Here is a 15,512-nt window from a genome sequence, read left to right on the forward strand (position 1 = left end):
TGAATCCCGCTGGAGGAGATCGCCATGACCACCCGAGCACTCGTGATTACCGCGTCCATTCTCGCCGAGAACGGCCAGTCCAAGGGCCTCGCCGAGCACTTTATCGCCCAGGCGGAGGGGCGCGATGACCTCGCGGTGACTCACCGTGACCTGGTGGCCGATGAGCTGCCCCATCTTGGCCTGGCCGAGCTGGGTAGCTGGCAGGTCGCCGCGGAGGAGCGCAGTGCCGAGCAGCGCGAGCTGGCCGCGCGCTCCGACGCCCTGATCGACGAGCTTCGCGACCACGACGTGGTGGTGCTGGCGGTGCCCATGTACAACCTGGGCATCCCCAGCCAGCTCAAGTCCTGGTTCGACCGCGTGATGCGTGCCGGCGAGACCTTCCGCTATACCGAGAACGGTCCCCAGGGCCTGGTCGAGGGCAAGCGTGCGGTGATCCTGGCGGCTCGCGGTGGCCAGTATGCCGGCACCGAGAAGGACACCCAGACCCCGCACCTCAAGCTGATGCTGGGCATGATGGGCATCACCGAGGTGGACACCGTATTCGCCGAGGGGCTCAACATGGGCGAGAACCATCGCGAGTCGGCCCTCAAGGAGGCCCGCCAGGCCATCGATGGTCTGGTCGAGCGCCTGTAAGGCGACATCAGCCGAAGGGGTGCAACGCAGCGGGGCGGCCAGATGGCCGCCCCGCTGCGTTATGCATGGCGAAGATCAGCAGCCGGCAGGTGCCTCCCGCAGCCAGCCTGCTGCCACAAACTCGCTGGTGCACAGCGCAGATTCAGGTGACAGGGCGCGTCCCGCCAGTCGGGACAGCGCCTCCCGGTTCCCCCTCGAGGAGGAGGGGAGCTGTTTCGAAACCGCTACCGGCTGCCAGTCGCCCCCCTCCCGGGTGGCCAGGGTGAAGGCGAAGGGGTGGAAGCCGGGAAAGCCCAGGCGCAGGTCGGTGGCCACCAGGGTCTCGCGCCCTTCGAGCACTCGGGTCTCGTAGCGCAGGAAGGGGCCGGCAAACCAGTCCAGCCGGGCGCCGCGATCGCTCGCCAGTGCCTCGGCCTCCAGCTCGGCACCGCGCCTGAAGGTCTCCACCGACGGCGGTGTGTCGCCGTCCAGCACCCCCATGAGCAGCTCATGATGGTCATCGCCGTTCACCACCGTGACCCGCCACAGCAGGCTGTTGAAGGGCGTGGGCTGGACAAGGCGTGGTGCTGCTTCCAGGCCCCGTTTGGCCAGTTCAGGCTCTAGTCGATGCTCCACCAGTTGCTTGGCACCGAAGGCCAGCACCAGGTAGGTCCCCGCCAGTGCCAGCCCCCGGGCCGGGGCGCGCTGGCCGTTGCCGGTGACCAGGGCGACCCCGATCCCCACCAGCAGCGGCAGCGTGACCAGCGGGTCGATGATGAAGACGATGGGCCAGGCCACGGGCGGCAGCTCCAGTGGCCAGAGGAGTTGGGTGCCATAGGTGGTCAGGGCATCGAGCAGCGGGTGGGTCAGCAGGCAGAGGCCGAAGAAGGTCGCCCAGCGCGCCAGGGAGATATCCCGGGCCGGGGCGAAGCGCGCCGCGAGCAGCGTCAGTGCCGTGGCAAGCCCCGCCAGCAGGAACAGCGAGTGGGAGAAGCCGCGGTGCTCGGTGACGTTGGCCACGGCATCGCCGTAGTCGATCACCACGTCCAGGTCGGGAAGGGTGCCGAGCACGACACCGATCAGCACCGCCTTGCGGCCCAGCCGGCGGCCGAGCACGGCACCGCCCACGGCGGCGCCCAGGGCGGCCTGGGTAATCGAATCCATCGGGAAGCGTTCCTCGCTGAGAGTGCCCGACTATGATGCCATGGTCGGTTGGCGGGTTCCCTTTTGCTGTTGTGGCCCTTGGGCCGGAGCTGATTCGGGCTGTCTCCGGCGCTCCTCGCTCAGTGGCTTATGGTTCCGCCCAGCGAGGCCCGGCGGCGAGGATGCGCGCCTGCACCGGACAGTCGTCACGGTGGGCGCCGGGCAGGTAGCCGGTACTCATCAGGAACTCCCCGGTGATCTCCGGTCCGGTGAACTTGAAGGTGCGCTTGAAGAGCCTGACCCAGTCGGCGTGGGGCAGAGGATGGTGATGGTCGAGCCAGCCGCGGAAGCTGCCGTGGGCGTCGCGCAGGGTCTGGAGCACACAGGCGTTGTGGATCACCGCCTCGACCTTCAGACGATTGCGGATGATCCCGGAGTCGGCGAGCAGCCGGGCGCGCTCGGCCTCGCCGTAGGCGGCCACCCGGTCGATATCGAAGCCCTCGAAGGCGTGCTGGAACGCCTCCCGCTTCTTCAGCACGGTGAGCCAGGAGAGCCCCGCCTGGTTGATCTCGAGTGTCAGGCGCTCGAACAGGGAGTCGTCATCGTCCACCGGAAAGCCGTACTCGTGGTCGTGGTAGGGGCCGTGAAACGGATGTCCCGGCGCCATGTCACAGTAGTCGCTCATGCTTGGGTCCCCCCATTACGCGCCGCTCCCATCGGGTTTACACTGCCCATTCACGCTACACGACTCACGCCACACGACAAGGAGTCCGATATGCAGTACCTGCACACCATGGTGCGCGTCAGTGACCTGGACGCCTCACTGCACTTCTACTGCGACCTGCTGGGCCTCAGGGAGGTGCGCCGCAAGGAGAACGAGAAGGGGCGCTTCACCCTGGTCTTCCTCGCCGCGCCCGATGACGAGTCGCGCTCCAGCGAACTCCAGGCCCCGGAGCTGGAGCTGACCTGGAACTGGGATCCGGAGGAGTACGGCGGCGGGCGCAACTTCGGCCACCTGGCCTACCGGGTGGAGGACATCTACGCCCTGTGCGAGAAGCTGCAGAACGCCGGGGTGACCATCAATCGCCCGCCTCGTGACGGCCATATGGCCTTCGTCAGGAGCCCCGACGGCATTTCGGTGGAGCTGCTGCAGAAGGGCGAGGCACAGCCGCCCCGCGAACCCTGGGCCTCCATGGAGAACACCGGCACATGGTAACGGCACAACCGATGCGCAAGGCCCGCCCGCTGCTGGTGCTGGCTGCCGCCGCCCTGCTGGCCGCCTGCGGCAGTCGCTCCCCGGCCCCCGCCGAGGTCACTTCCGGCGGCCTGGAGGGGCCGCTGGTGGAGCAGCGCTGGAACCTGCTGCTGGTGGGCACCAGCGAGCGGCTCTCGATGCCCGAGACCCCCTGGTTCGAGATCGGCCGCGAGGGTCGCCTGGTGGGCAGCGACGGCTGCAACGAGATGCGTGGCCGGGTACGCCTCGGCGACAGCCAGCGTATCGAGGTCACCGAGCTCGCCACCACGCGGCGCGGCTGTCCCCAGCTGGAGGATGCCGCGAGGGTTGGCGGGATGCTGGAGACCGCTTACCGCTACCTGATCGACCACGATCGGCTGGTGTTCTTCGGCCCCGACCAGCGGGTGCTGGGTGGCTGGCGCCAGGCCAACTGAGCCCCAGGCAATCGGGCACCTGAAACGACAGCGCCCCCGCCGATGGCTCGGCGGGGGCGCTCTCTTTCGGCCCGGCAGGCCTGCCGCTCAGGGCAGCTCCTCGGCCTCGGGGTCCTCCTTCCTCGCCGGAATCAGGTCCTCGCGGTTGAGTCCCAGCGGCAGCAGCAGGGCGCCTGATATATAGATGGAAGAGTAGGTGCCCACCACCACGCCGAGGATCAGGGCGATGGCGAAGCCCTCGATCATGTCACCGCCCAGCGCCAGCAGCGCCACCAGCACCAGCAGGGTGGTACCGGAGGTGGCCAGGGTGCGCGACAGGGTCTGGTTGAGCGATTCGTTGAAGATCGCCGGCATGTCGTCGATGCGTGACTTGCGGATATTCTCGCGAATGCGGTCGTAGACCACGATGGTGTCGTTGAGCGAGTAGCCGATCACCGCCAGTACCGCGGCCAGCACCGTGAGGTCGAATTCCCACTGGAACAGTGCGAAGGCGCCCACCACGATGATCACGTCATGCAGCAGCGCCAGCAGTGCGCCGATGGCGAATTTGTACTGGAAGCGGAAGGCCACGTAGAGCATCACGATGCCCAGCGCGACCAGCAGCCCCAGCCCGCTCTGGTCGCGGAGCTGGTCGCCCACCTGGGCACCGACGAACTCGGCGCGCACCAGGTTGACCTCCTCGCCACTGCGGCGCAGCAGTTCCACCACGCGGTCGCCCACGTCGGCATCGAAGGCCTGCTGCAGGCGGATCAGCACCTCGTTGGCGGCGCCGAAGGTCTGCACCGAGACATCGCGGAACTCCGCGGCCTCCAGGGTCTGGCGCACCGCGTCCAGGGAGGGCGCCACGGCGTAGCGCACCTCCACCAGGGTTCCGCCGGTGAAGTCCAGGCCCAGGTTGAGCTGCTGGAGCAGCAGCGCGACGATCGACGCCAGGATCAGCAGGCCGGAGACCGCGAAGGCGGCCTTCCGCTTGCCCATGAAGTCGAGCTGTCTATTGACCAGGGTTTTCATGATTACCTCTCAGATCCAGAGCTTCTTGACCGGCTTGCCGCCGTAGGCGAGGTTCACCATGGCGCGGGTCACCATCAGGGCGGTGAACAGCGAGGTGAGGATGCCCAGCGACAGGGTCACGGCGAAGCCCTTGACCGGTCCGGTGCCGATCGAGAACAGGATTACCGCCACCAGCAGGGTGGTGATGTTGGCGTCGACGATGGAGGTGAAGGCGCGCTCGTAGCCGGCGTGTATCGCCTGCTGTACCGACAGCCCGCCGCGCAGCTCCTCGCGTATCCGCTCGAAGATCAGCACGTTGGCGTCCACCGCCATGCCCAGCGTCAGCACGATGCCAGCGATGCCGGGCAGCGTGAGGGTGGCACCGAGCAGCGACATCGCCGCCACCAGCAGGGTCAGGTTGAGCGCCAGGGCCAGGTTGGCGAAGATGCCGAACACCTTGTAGCGGATCAGCATGAACAGCACCACCAGCAACAGGCCGATCTGCACCGACATCACGCCACGCTCGATGTTCTCGGCGCCCAGACTCGGGCCGATGGTGCGCTCCTGCACGAAGTAGATCGGCGCGGCCAGCGAGCCCGAGCGCAGCAGCAGCGAGAGCTCCGCCGCCTCGGTGGGCGAGTCGAGCCCGGTGATGCGGAAGCTGTTGCCCAGTGCGCTCTGGATGGTGGCAAGGCTGATGATGCCGCGCTCGGTGTAGGCATCGCGGACCACCGTCTCCTCACCGTCGACCATTTCCACGCTGTCGCGGGTCTTGTGCTCGATATAGACCACCGCCATGTTGCGGCCGATGTTGGTGCGGGTGGCACGGTTCATCAGGGTGCCGCCGGTGCCGTCCAGGTCGATGTTGACCTGGGGACGGCCGTTCTCGTCGAAGCTGCGGTTGGCGTTGGAGACCTGGTCGCCGGTGATGATCACGTCACGCATCAGGTCGGCGCTGCGCGACGCCTGATTGCGGAACGGGAAGCTCTCGGTCTCGCTGTCGGGTGTGTCGGGGCGTGCCTCGAGACGGAACTCCAGATTGGCGGTGGCACCGACGATGCGCTTGGCCTCGGCGGTATCCTGTACGCCGGGCAGTTCCACCACGATGCGATCCGGTCCCTGGCGCTGTACCAGCGGCTCCGCCACGCCCAGCTCGTTCACCCGGTTGCGCAGGGTGGTGAGGTTCTGGTTGATGGCATAGTCCTGGATCTCGTTGACAGCCTGGTCGGTGAGCGTCATGGCCAGGGCGGCGCCACGACCATCCCCCTGGTTCTCGTACTGGAAGTCGGGGAACTCGCGGCTGATCAGGCTCCGCGCGGTATCACGATCCTCGGCATCGGTGAAGCTCAGCGTCAGGGTGCGGTCGTCGATCTCGGTGTCGCGGTAGCGGATGCGCTCGTCGCGCAGCAGTTCTCGCATGGCGCTGGCGTTGACCTCCAGGCGCTGGCTCACGGCGGCATCCATGTCCACTTCCAGCAGGAAGTGCACGCCGCCGCGCAGGTCGAGGCCCAGGGTCATCGGTGAGGCGGAGAGCGACTGCAGCCACTCGGGGGTCGACTCGGCTAGGTTGAGCGCTACCACATACTCCTCGCCGAGCATGGCGGCGACGCGGTCGCGGGCGGCGAGCTGGGCGTCGGGGTTGCGCAGGCGCAGCAGGGTGCTGGTCTGGCTGCGTTCGACGTCCTTGATCTCGATGCCGGCCTCGTTCAGGGATGACTGGATACGCTCGAGCTGGCGCTCATCGACGGTGGCGTCACCGCGCTCGCTGCTGATCTGGATCGCCGGGTCTTCCGGGAAGAGGTTGGGCAGCGAGTAGACCAGGCCGACGAGCAGGACGATGAGTATCAGCAGATACTTCCACAGGGGATAACGGTTGAGCATGCGGGCCCTGTCCTAGGTAGCTGGCGATAGGTTGCTGAAACAGCAGGGAAGCTGACGCGATCACGCCTCGACCGCCGCCGGCACTGCCGGCGGCGGTCGAAGGTCGGCCCCGCCGACTGGGCAGCAGGGCCGGACAGGGCACGGGTCAGATGGACTTGATGGTGCCCTTGGGCAGCACGGCGGCAACGGCGCTCTTCTGCACGTTGACCTGGGTACCCTCGGCGATCTCCATGGCCAGGAACTCGCTGTCGTCGCTGACCTTGGTGATACGCCCCAGCATGCCGCCACCGATGACCACCTCGTCACCCTTGGAGAGGCCGGCGATCAGCTGCTTGTGCTGCTTGGCGCGCTTGGCCTGGGGCCGCCACAGCAGGAAGTAGAAGATGGCAACGAAGCCGACCAGCATGACGATCTGGGCGATGCCACCGCCGGCGGGGGCGTCCTGGGCGTAGGCCGGCGCGATAAAGAAATCCAGCATGGATGTGGGTCTCCTGATTGGGATGGGTAAGGGGGTCTGCCGCGCCATTGCGGGGCAGTGGCAACCGGTACCTCGCACTCAGAGAGCGGGGCGGTACCGGTGGCTGTCAATTCGGGGCGGGAGGCACCGGCAGGCCGCGCCGGGCATAGAAGCCTTCCACGAAGTGGGTCAATGTACCCGCTTCAATGGCACCGCGCAAACCGGCCATCAGTCGCTGGTAGTGGCGCAGATTGTGGATGGTATTGAGCATCGAACCGAGCATCTCGCCGCAGCGATCCAGGTGGTGCAGGTAGGCCCGGGAGAAGTGCCGGCAGGTATAGCAGTCGCACTCTGCCTCCAGCGGGCCGGTGTCGTGGCGGTGCTTGGCGTTGCGGATCTTGACCGTGCCCTCGGCCGTGAACAGGTGGCCGTTGCGCGCGTTGCGGGTCGGCATCACGCAGTCGAACATGTCGATGCCGCGGCGCACGCCCTCCACCAGGTCTTCGGGCTTGCCCACGCCCATCAGGTAGCGGGGCTTGTCTTCCGGCATCCAGGCGGGAAGGTAGTCGAGGACCTTGATCATCTCCTCCTTGGGCTCGCCCACCGAGAGGCCGCCGATGGCCAGGCCGTCGAAGCCGATCTCCTGCAGCCCCGCGAGGGAGCGCTCGCGCAGCTCCGGGTACATGCCGCCCTGGACGATGCCGAACAGCGCCGAGGGGGAGCTGCCGTGGGCCTCCCGCGATCGGCTGGCCCAGCGCAGCGAGCGCTCCATTGAGAGGCGCGCCTCCTTCTCGGTGGCGGGGTAGGGGGTGCACTCGTCGAAGATCATCACCACGTCGGAGCCCAGTGAGCGCTGTACCGCCATGGACTCCTCCGGGCCCATGAAGACCTTGGCGCCGTCCACCGGCGAGCGGAAGTGCACGCCCTGTTCGGTGATCTTGCGCATGGCGCCCAGCGAGAAGACCTGGAAGCCGCCGGAGTCGGTGAGGATCGGTTTCTGCCACTGGGCGAAGTCATGCAGGTCGCCGTGGGCCTCGATCACCTCCATGCCGGGACGCAGCCACAGGTGGAATGTGTTGCCGAGGATGATCTCGGCGCCGATCTCGGCAACCGACTCCGGCGTCATCCCCTTGACGGTGCCGTAGGTGCCCACCGGCATGAAGGCGGGTGTCTCGACGCTGCCCCGGGGAAAGGTGAGGCGGCCGCGGCGCGCCCGGCCATCGCTGGCCAGGCGCTCGAAGGTCATGAAGCATTCGTCACGCATGATCGGTCTCGGGTCAGGAACGCTGGCGGGTCAGGAACATGGCATCGCCATAGCTGAAGAAGGCGTAGCGCTCGGCCACCGCCTCGCGATAGGCGGCCAGGGTGGTGTCATAGCCGGCGAAGGAGGCCACCAGCATCAGCAGGGTGGACTCCGGCAGGTGGAAGTTGGTGATCAGGGCGTCCACGCAGCGCCACTCGTAGCCGGGGTAGATGAAGATGTCGGTCTCGCCGCGGTAGGGAGCGATCTCGCCGCTCGCGTCGGTGGCGCTCTCCAGGCAGCGCACGCTGGTGGTGCCCACGGCGATCACGCGGCGGCCTGCGGCCCGCGCGGCGCGCACCTGCTCGCAGGTGGCCTCGTCCACCTCCAGCCACTCGCTGTGCATCTGGTGCTCGCGGATATCGTCGACGCGCACTGGCTGGAAGGTGCCGGCGCCCACGTGCAGGGTGACGAAGGCGCGCTCGACGCCCTTCTCGGCAAGTGCCGCGAGCAGCGGCTCATCGAAGTGCAGCCCCGCGGTGGGGGCGGCCACCGCGCCGTCGCGACGCGCATAGACGGTCTGGTAGCGTTCACGGTCGCTGCGCTCGTCGTCGCGGTCGATATAGGGCGGCAGCGGCATATGGCCGTGGCGCTCGAGGAGTTCGATCAGCGGGGTGTCGCCGAGGAAGCGCAGCTCGAACAGGGCGTCGCGGCGTCCCTCCACCACGGCACGCACATCGCCCTCGAAGATCAGCTCGGTGCCGGGCCTGGGGGACTTGCTGGAGCGCAGGTGGGCCAGGCCGCGGTGGGCATCCAGGGGGCGCTCGAGCAGCATCTCCACCTTGCCGCCGCTGGCCTTGTGGCCGTGCAGCCGCGCCGGGATCACCCGGGTGTCGTTGAACACCAGCAGGTCGCCTGGCTCGAGGAGCTCGAGCAGGTCCGGGAAGCAACGGTGGCTCAGCGTGCCGCTCGTGCCGTCCACGCACAGCAGCCGGCAGTCGGTGCGCTGCTCGGAGGGGTAGCGGGCGATCAGCTCGTCGGGAAGCTCGAAATGGAAGTCGGCGCGCTGCATGCGGTTCGGGGTCCGGTGGTTTCTGGCAAGCCGCCTAGGATACCGGCTCGCTGGCGCGAAGTCAGGCCCGAGATTGACCTGCCGGGCGGCCCACGTATAATGCTCGCGGCGTTGCCGGCGTGGCGGAATTGGTAGACGCAGCGGATTCAAAATCCGCCGGGTGCAAGCCCTTGTCGGTTCGAGTCCGACCGCCGGTACCAAGTAGCTTACGAGCCCAATAACCATGGGGTTCAAGGGGTTACAGGCCATGATCAGGTTCTGAGGTGTGACACTTCGGTGATCCACTTTCGAGATCTGACATGCCCTACGGAACCTACCTGACGCGCAGCCGTCACCGCACCAACTGGTATGCCCGGATCGTCATTCCCCATGACCTCCGTGATGCGTACGACCATCGACGTGAAATCCGCAAGACTCTCGATACTCCCTGCAAGGTGACCGCTCGTCGCCGTGCCATGCAGCTGTGGCTGGTTTACCAGCAGGTGTTCGATTCGCTACGTAACGGTCAACGTGTTGCCTGTACTGCCCCTGAGTGGAAGGCCTTGGCTTCCTTGCCTACACCGAGCCTGGTGGCTGACATCTCTCCCTGGTCAGCCCCTAACCTCAGGATTCTCCGCATCTTCTCGATGAGGGCGCAAGGCAGAGGTGGGAAGTACTTCTCTGTCTCCCGTGTAAGGATCAACCCGGTCTCTGGTGAGCTTCTGGTTCCTGAGTCCCCGGGGGCTGTCCTGGTGAGCGCTGTACAACTGCGAAGGGGCTGGGGGCATGGGATAGCTCAGGTTGAGTCTCGAGAGGCTCCTGCAAGGTTTCAGCAGCCCCAGGTGCATGCACAGTCCTCTTCCAAGCCAGCCCAACGTATCAGCACCCTGTTCGAACAGTTCACCGAGGAGCGGTTGACGGAGGCTCGCAGGAAGACGGTGGAGACGATGCAACAGCACCTCCAGGTCTTCATCGAGCTGAAGGGGGACCTGCCGGTGAGCAAGCTCAGGAAGCCTGTGGTGAGGTCCTTCATCAAGGAGCTGAAGGACTACCCGTCCCACCGGAACCATGGTCGCTGGAAGAAGATGTCGCTGGATGATATCCGAGCTGCTGGTAAGCAACTGATCAGTGAGACGACGCAGCACAACATGATCGGGAACCTGCACACCTTTGCGGAGTGGCTGGTCGAGATCGAGGAGCTAGACAGCAACCCCTTCAAGTTCAAGCTGAAGAAGAAGGCGAAGGCACCCGAGCCAGACAGGACGTGGACGGAGGCCGAGCTCAAACGCTGGTTCTGCTCGGAGCTGGTACTGCAGCACCGAGGTAGCAGCCGGTATGCCTGGAAGTACTGGCTTCCTCTGCTGGCTATCCACACAGGGGCACGGCTCGAGGAGCTCGCAGCCTTGTCACCGGATGACTTCTTCGAGCATGCGGGCATCCAGGCCTTCAAGATCCATGGGGAGGACGGAAGGTTCGTCAAGAACGCCTCGTCCTGGCGGATGGTCCCGGTTCACTCGCGACTGATCTCGCTGGGGTTTCTCGACTATGTGGCGGAGAGACAGGGAAGCGAGCGGTTGTTCACCATAGAACCCTACCAGGGGCAGTACGGGAAGCGGGCCTCGAAAGCGTTTGGCTATCTCAGGGAGAGGCTCGGTATTAGCCCCGACTTCCATGGGTACCGACACACCGTGGTTGAAGCCCTGAAGCTCAAGGGAGTTTCGCTGACCCATATCGAGTGGCTGGTTGGTCATACCGGGGTGTCTATGTCGGATCACTACGGTAGTGCGACAGACAAGCGGAAGTGGTTGCCCGTGCTGAAGGATGTGGTGGAGAAGCTAGACTGGTACGACGTGGTGCCTGGTGATGAATGAAGCCAATGGTATCTCCATCGGATGGGCAGGGTAGGTCACGGCTGGGGATGCCGTCTCTGTCTCGTCAGCATGGGGTGTGTGTTTGCCATGAAGCCTTCGGTGAATGGGAGCCTCGATACGGATGACACTGCCTAGCCTCGCCGATACGAAAGTCGATTACCGCAGGATGCAGCCATTATCGAGGAATTAAATCCAAGGGGGCGGGGTCAAATCTGATCGATTTCTTCGGAAAGTTGGGGTGCGCTAGGCGTGAATGATTGGTTAGGTGAGGAAGGTATTGCATTATTGCAATAAGTGCCTATTTAAGTGATGAATCAATGCAATTAAAACTCCTTCGTTGTTCTGAGTTTTGGTGGGGTTGACTCCAGGGTTGAAGGGGGAATATCCTGATTTCATTCCTCGGATAGCGTAGAGATATCCCCTAAATATTCGTGGCGTCGGTCTTTCTCTAGTGGAGCTCATAGCGGCTATGATTGAAAGCTGATCTTCTGCCAGTTGGGGGCGTTTGATGAGGGGTATCAATCACCGAAGCCTTAGCTGACTTGAAGGATGCATCTAATGAGTGTTCCTCGTTATATGAAGATCGAAGCAATTCGGTTTGTGGCCATGCTGCGGACCTATGCCTTTTACAAGAAGTACAAGGCCGGTTGGATAAACAAGATGTACGAGGCCCGGTACCCCGCGCAGCCTCTCACTCAAGAAGAGATCGACAGCTCAGGTACGGCTAAGCCGACAGAGGAGTTCAAAACCTGGATTCGAGCCCAGCATGCTCTGGGCTATAAGGATCATGAGTACATTCCAAGTCCTCGCTTCAAAGCCAATTCCCCTGGATGGTTTCCTCGTAATAATGGCAATTCCAGATATAAATGACTGTGCGTTGTGTCGCTAGCTAGGCATGCACATTACCAGCAGTTATTGAGAGTCGATCCTCATGCGGATGGGTCTCTTGATAGGTGTCCGACCGTCACTATACCGACAGCTGATATCACCAAGTCGGGGCTCATCGTAGGGTGCTCTCGTCTGCCAGGTGCACTTCGTCATTTCGATGCTGTTGTACTGAAGGAAGCCAGTGATATGGTCTTCCTTCATGCATCTCCTCATGGCTGAGGTGCTGGGTGTCAGGAGGTATGCGAATCACCAATCCCTACATCTGCAGCCTTCATAGGCTTAAAGGGACTGGTTCAACCATGCAAGTTGCTGCGCGTGGTCTCTTGGTTTTGGAGTTACACAACAGTAACGGCATAGCTGTAAAGCAACATAGAGGCATCATGGTAGATGAGCAGTGTTGCCATGGTTTGGCTCAGCAGGGAGAGGGTGGTAATGATGGATGGTGGGAGGGATTTCATTCGATTGTGTTCCGTGGGTGAGTGTTAAGTTTAGGATGTATTCCAAGACTTCGTGGTTCAGATTAGTTTTCGTGTGATTTATGGGGATGCTCTCCTCCTCTCTGGTGGTGTGAGGTTTGTTGACCTGACTGTATGGTTGGTATTTAGGTGGGTTTGGGGATGCCATACCCTGCATTTCAGTAAAACCAGTCTCTGATTTCTCATTGGGGTTTCTCTTCTTTCTTACTCACAGCGGGCGCGGAGCGCCCCCTCCTGTAACCAAGGATGATCAGGTGATGCTGAGAGGAATGACCTACACGACGTATCCAATCGAATGCGCGGAGCGCATCTCTTGTCTCAGTAGATTGATCGTGAATCCTGACTTGGTTGCCAGTGATGAAAAGGGAGTGGCGTTTGTTAGGTTCCCACCTCATCTATTGATACTGTCTTGGTTGTGTAGCGGTTTGATGTGTAGGGAGATAAAGGGTAGTCGTTGTGAAGTAGGGTGGGGGTATGCTTCTTTTTTGAGCCAGGTAGGTAGGGGGGGGGTACCTCACTCTTTGAGCCGTCACCTCTCACTACCGAGGTCGTACCTAGATGAGGGGGTTGTGGAAAACCTGAGCCAGTCCATTCGGGGCTGGAATGTCACCTGGATATGTTGCGGATAGTGTATCGGCTGGCACCTCTGGTTTAGAGCGGATGGAGGTGGGTTAGTACATCGGGTAGAAGTCAGCGAGAAGTCTGAAAGACTTCTCCTGGCCCCACGTTTTACGTGGGGTGGAGAGTCATGATTTTAAAGATGATGTAACCTTAGGGTATCGTTTCTATATCGGTCAGGCTGTTTTCTTGATAGAGCCCAGGTTGAAGCCTTCTGATATTAGCTTTGGGCTGAACTGACTTAGCTTGTTGTAGAAGGTTCTTCGACTGATTCCTTCTCGCTTGCATAGAGAGGTGATTGATCCAATTCCGGCCGATTCATCCCGTAGAATTCTTCTCACAATATCCAGCCAATCTTGGTCAGTCTTTCTCTTTGATGTCTTGTGGTGGCGGGTGTATGAGTCTTGGTTGTAAGGGGTAATGTAGCTACTGTAAAACCAGTCGGCTATGTAGTCAGCGTATCCCTTGTCAGGAACTATGATGGTGTGAACAGGCGTGTTGTTGGCTGAATCTCTCAGGCTAGTCCTGGCAATGCATTGATAGGCTGACTCGTAGCAGCGCTCCGTTTTCATGGTGTTGTCGATAGTGATGGTGGGGGGTAACCCTTTGTCCAATAGGTAACGATTGTATGCTTTATACTCATAGTTTGATGGAATGCTGGTTGCAACGTAGGCTGCATGATGAAGCTTGATGAAGCTGTTCATGCCATGCACTTGGTTTGTGGTTAATGACACTCTAGGTTCGATGCTTTTTACTACCGCTTCACCGTCGTTACGTATCAGTAAAAAGTCGTCAGTTGGGATCTGGATCCCCGAGAACTCCTGAGCCAGTTCCCCGCAGGTCAGGCTACCGTTTACACGAGATCCAGCCAGCATGAGTATGTTACTGGCTTTGTCATCTTTTACCCCTCTGGTCCAGTTTCCATCCTTCAGGAAGGGGATCAGCTTGATGCGCTTACGGTGCTTTCTTGGGAGCTGTATTCCGCCAGCCATCCTGGTTTCTCTGATTGTGATGTTCATCACGTGTTGCAAGATGAAACCAATCACTGTCTCTTTCAGCTGTGCGCTGAGAATGGTGATATGACTGGCATGTTGGATCAAGCCAGTGAGCTTCTTGTCACAGATAGCGTTGTAGAATCTGGTGGTTTTGTCCTTGCTGATGTGTGTGTACGCCTTTCCATGTCCGCTTAAAAGGAACTCAATGAACTCAGCTACCTTTGGTGAGTGAACCCCCGGCTTTCCTGCCTTTCTTATATTCTCTACATGCTCCTCCAGTTGAGGCCTCGCTATCATTGATGGAACGTCAATTTCTTGGGTGGTGGATGAGGTTTCATCGAAACGCATTCCACCACTTCTCAACCATGATGCCCATTCAGGAGGGTTGTTGGTAATGCTGTGTTGTAAGGAGTGATGCTTTACTAGTTCACTTGGAACCTCATCAATGATGATTCGGGTGTCAGCCAATAGCTCGCTGCTGACCATTGCCAAGGCTGCGTGGGTGATGAAGAGAACACCTTGGAATTTCTCCTTGAGTGCTTGGCTTAGCTCAGGCAGCACTCGATGAACTGTTGAGTCATCTATTCTTCTACTCGGGACTGATCTCTGAACAGGTAGAACCCTTGCCTCATTGAACACGGCTTCGTTTTGTTCAAGAAGAAGCTTTGACTTGCTGGCAATCACTACCGTCTGCTCAGGGATATTTCCTTGAGCCATGTCGTGGTAGAGTTGATTTATCGTGAAGCGGCTCTTTCCTGCTCCACAGCAACTGGTGATGTGGTGGATGACGTTGACCACTAGCGTTCCTTGGCTTGTAGACTGAGTGTGACCTGGTGGGAGCGAACCTATTATTCACAAGCCACGATCGTGGTCTAGCTGTGGGTGAGTCGTATTTGTGCCATTTCTCTATATACCTGTATAGGGATTTGGCACACATCATCGCTTACGTCCTGTACCCTCATTGAACGCCCGGTGGGTGTCTCATATCACTAGGAAGTCTAGCGGTGCCCTGGTGGTTGAGGCTGCTATGGGGGGCCCCTCTCACCGCTCGGCCCGCAGGCGGGCCTTGCGGCTCCGGAGCCTGGCTATCGTCTTTTCGCACCTCCTTCGCCAGACCGCACCGGGACCTCGCAGCAGACACTCCCCCGCTGCGCTTCGCTGGCGGGGGCTTCTGCTACTCGTCCCGTGCGTCTGGCTCGGACTGTTGGCTTCCCCTTTGATTTCTTGGGGTACCCATCATGGCACCCGAAGGGTGTCATGGTGGGGGTGGGGTTTGGGGTTTTGGTGCCGTCCACCGGGAGCCACCGAGCCCAGGAGCGTGAGCGCAGCGAACGCGACGCCAGGCGGTAAGGTGGCGACCCGGTGGATGGCAGCCTGGCCACGGAAAGCTATTGGTGAAGAGTGAGGGGCTGATACAGCATGGCTACCTCAGGGATCCTGAAGCCAGCTTCCAGACGTACCTGACGTGGGGACAACCCTTCTCATCATCCGTATGAAAGGGGGCTGATCATATTGATGTGTTTCTACTGGTTTTGGGGACTGAATGAGTGATAGACGGGGGAGGGGGCCCTGGGAGGTTCAGGTGGACTGGTTCGGCTTTCTGCTTTGGTTGGCATCCTTCC

The 15,512-nt window shown here is 61.6% G+C and carries 13 protein-coding genes and 1 tRNA gene; 6 read left to right on the forward strand and 8 right to left on the reverse strand.

Going from position 1 to position 15,512, the window contains the following annotated elements; translation table 11 throughout:
- Positions 1-24: 24 nt before the first annotated feature.
- A complete protein-coding gene (locus tag ACJ7IV_RS02790; protein ID WP_483865664.1) occupies positions 25-633 on the forward strand; it encodes an FMN-dependent NADH-azoreductase in 609 nt (202 codons plus the stop codon).
- 75 nt (positions 634-708) lie between these two features.
- Here the strand turns inward: ACJ7IV_RS02790 and ACJ7IV_RS02795 are convergent, their stop codons facing one another.
- Both ACJ7IV_RS02795 and ACJ7IV_RS02800 read right to left on the reverse strand, forming a co-directional pair.
- Positions 709-1,776 carry a metal-dependent hydrolase gene (locus ACJ7IV_RS02795; protein WP_483865665.1) on the reverse strand — a complete coding sequence of 356 codons (1,068 nt, stop codon included), beginning with the start codon at positions 1,774-1,776 and terminating at the stop codon, positions 709-711.
- 127 nt (positions 1,777-1,903) lie between these two features.
- Positions 1,904-2,440 (reverse strand): DNA-3-methyladenine glycosylase I, encoded by a 537-nt coding sequence (locus ACJ7IV_RS02800; protein WP_483865666.1) that lies wholly within the window; start codon positions 2,438-2,440, stop codon positions 1,904-1,906.
- Positions 2,441-2,530: 90 nt separating this feature from the next.
- Here ACJ7IV_RS02800 and ACJ7IV_RS02805 point away from each other — a divergent pair, with 90 nt between their 5' ends.
- Entirely contained in the window at positions 2,531-2,971 is a 441-nt protein-coding gene (locus tag ACJ7IV_RS02805) for a VOC family protein (RefSeq protein WP_483865667.1), read from the forward strand.
- Entirely contained in the window at positions 2,965-3,423 is a 459-nt protein-coding gene (locus tag ACJ7IV_RS02810; protein WP_483865668.1) for an META domain-containing protein, read from the forward strand. The genes ACJ7IV_RS02805 and ACJ7IV_RS02810 overlap by 7 nt, the downstream gene beginning before the upstream one ends.
- Before the next feature lie 87 nt (positions 3,424-3,510).
- Here ACJ7IV_RS02810 and secF read toward each other — a convergent pair whose 3' ends face one another.
- The 5 genes from secF to queA form a co-directional block, all read right to left on the reverse strand.
- On the reverse strand, positions 3,511-4,434 hold the full coding sequence (secF, locus tag ACJ7IV_RS02815; protein ID WP_483865669.1) for a protein translocase subunit SecF: 924 nt from the start codon (positions 4,432-4,434) through the stop codon (positions 3,511-3,513).
- Positions 4,435-4,443: 9 nt separating this feature from the next.
- Positions 4,444-6,294: a protein translocase subunit SecD gene (secD, locus tag ACJ7IV_RS02820; protein ID WP_483865670.1), complete on the reverse strand. Its 1,851-nt coding sequence runs from the start codon at positions 6,292-6,294 to the stop codon at positions 4,444-4,446.
- Positions 6,295-6,439: 145 nt separating this feature from the next.
- Positions 6,440-6,772 carry a preprotein translocase subunit YajC gene (gene yajC, locus ACJ7IV_RS02825; protein WP_161430555.1) on the reverse strand — a complete coding sequence of 111 codons (333 nt, stop codon included), beginning with the start codon at positions 6,770-6,772 and terminating at the stop codon, positions 6,440-6,442.
- Between the two features lie 106 nt (positions 6,773-6,878).
- Positions 6,879-7,997 carry a tRNA guanosine(34) transglycosylase Tgt gene (tgt, locus tag ACJ7IV_RS02830; RefSeq protein WP_483866538.1) on the reverse strand — a complete coding sequence of 373 codons (1,119 nt, stop codon included), beginning with the start codon at positions 7,995-7,997 and terminating at the stop codon, positions 6,879-6,881.
- Positions 7,998-8,028: 31 nt separating this feature from the next.
- Entirely contained in the window at positions 8,029-9,063 is a 1,035-nt protein-coding gene (gene queA / locus ACJ7IV_RS02835; protein WP_483865671.1) for a tRNA preQ1(34) S-adenosylmethionine ribosyltransferase-isomerase QueA, read from the reverse strand.
- 113 nt (positions 9,064-9,176) lie between these two features.
- On the opposite strand from queA, the gene ACJ7IV_RS02840 reads away from it, so the two are divergent.
- The 3 genes from ACJ7IV_RS02840 (at position 9,177) to ACJ7IV_RS02850 (ending at position 11,783) form a co-directional block, all read left to right on the forward strand.
- Positions 9,177-9,263: transfer RNA gene (locus ACJ7IV_RS02840), tRNA-Leu, on the forward strand.
- Between the two features lie 99 nt (positions 9,264-9,362).
- Positions 9,363-10,913, forward strand: coding sequence for a DUF6538 domain-containing protein (locus ACJ7IV_RS02845; protein ID WP_483865672.1), 1,551 nt, complete (start codon positions 9,363-9,365; stop codon positions 10,911-10,913).
- 558 nt (positions 10,914-11,471) lie between these two features.
- Positions 11,472-11,783: a hypothetical protein gene (locus ACJ7IV_RS02850; protein ID WP_483865673.1), complete on the forward strand. Its 312-nt coding sequence runs from the start codon at positions 11,472-11,474 to the stop codon at positions 11,781-11,783.
- A gap of 1,288 nt (positions 11,784-13,071) precedes the next feature.
- Here ACJ7IV_RS02850 and ACJ7IV_RS02855 read toward each other — a convergent pair.
- Positions 13,072-14,688 (reverse strand): hypothetical protein, encoded by a 1,617-nt coding sequence (locus ACJ7IV_RS02855; protein ID WP_483865674.1) that lies wholly within the window; start codon positions 14,686-14,688, stop codon positions 13,072-13,074.
- Positions 14,689-15,512 lie beyond the last annotated feature (824 nt).

The organism is Halomonas sp. C10-5, from assembly GCF_057169305.1.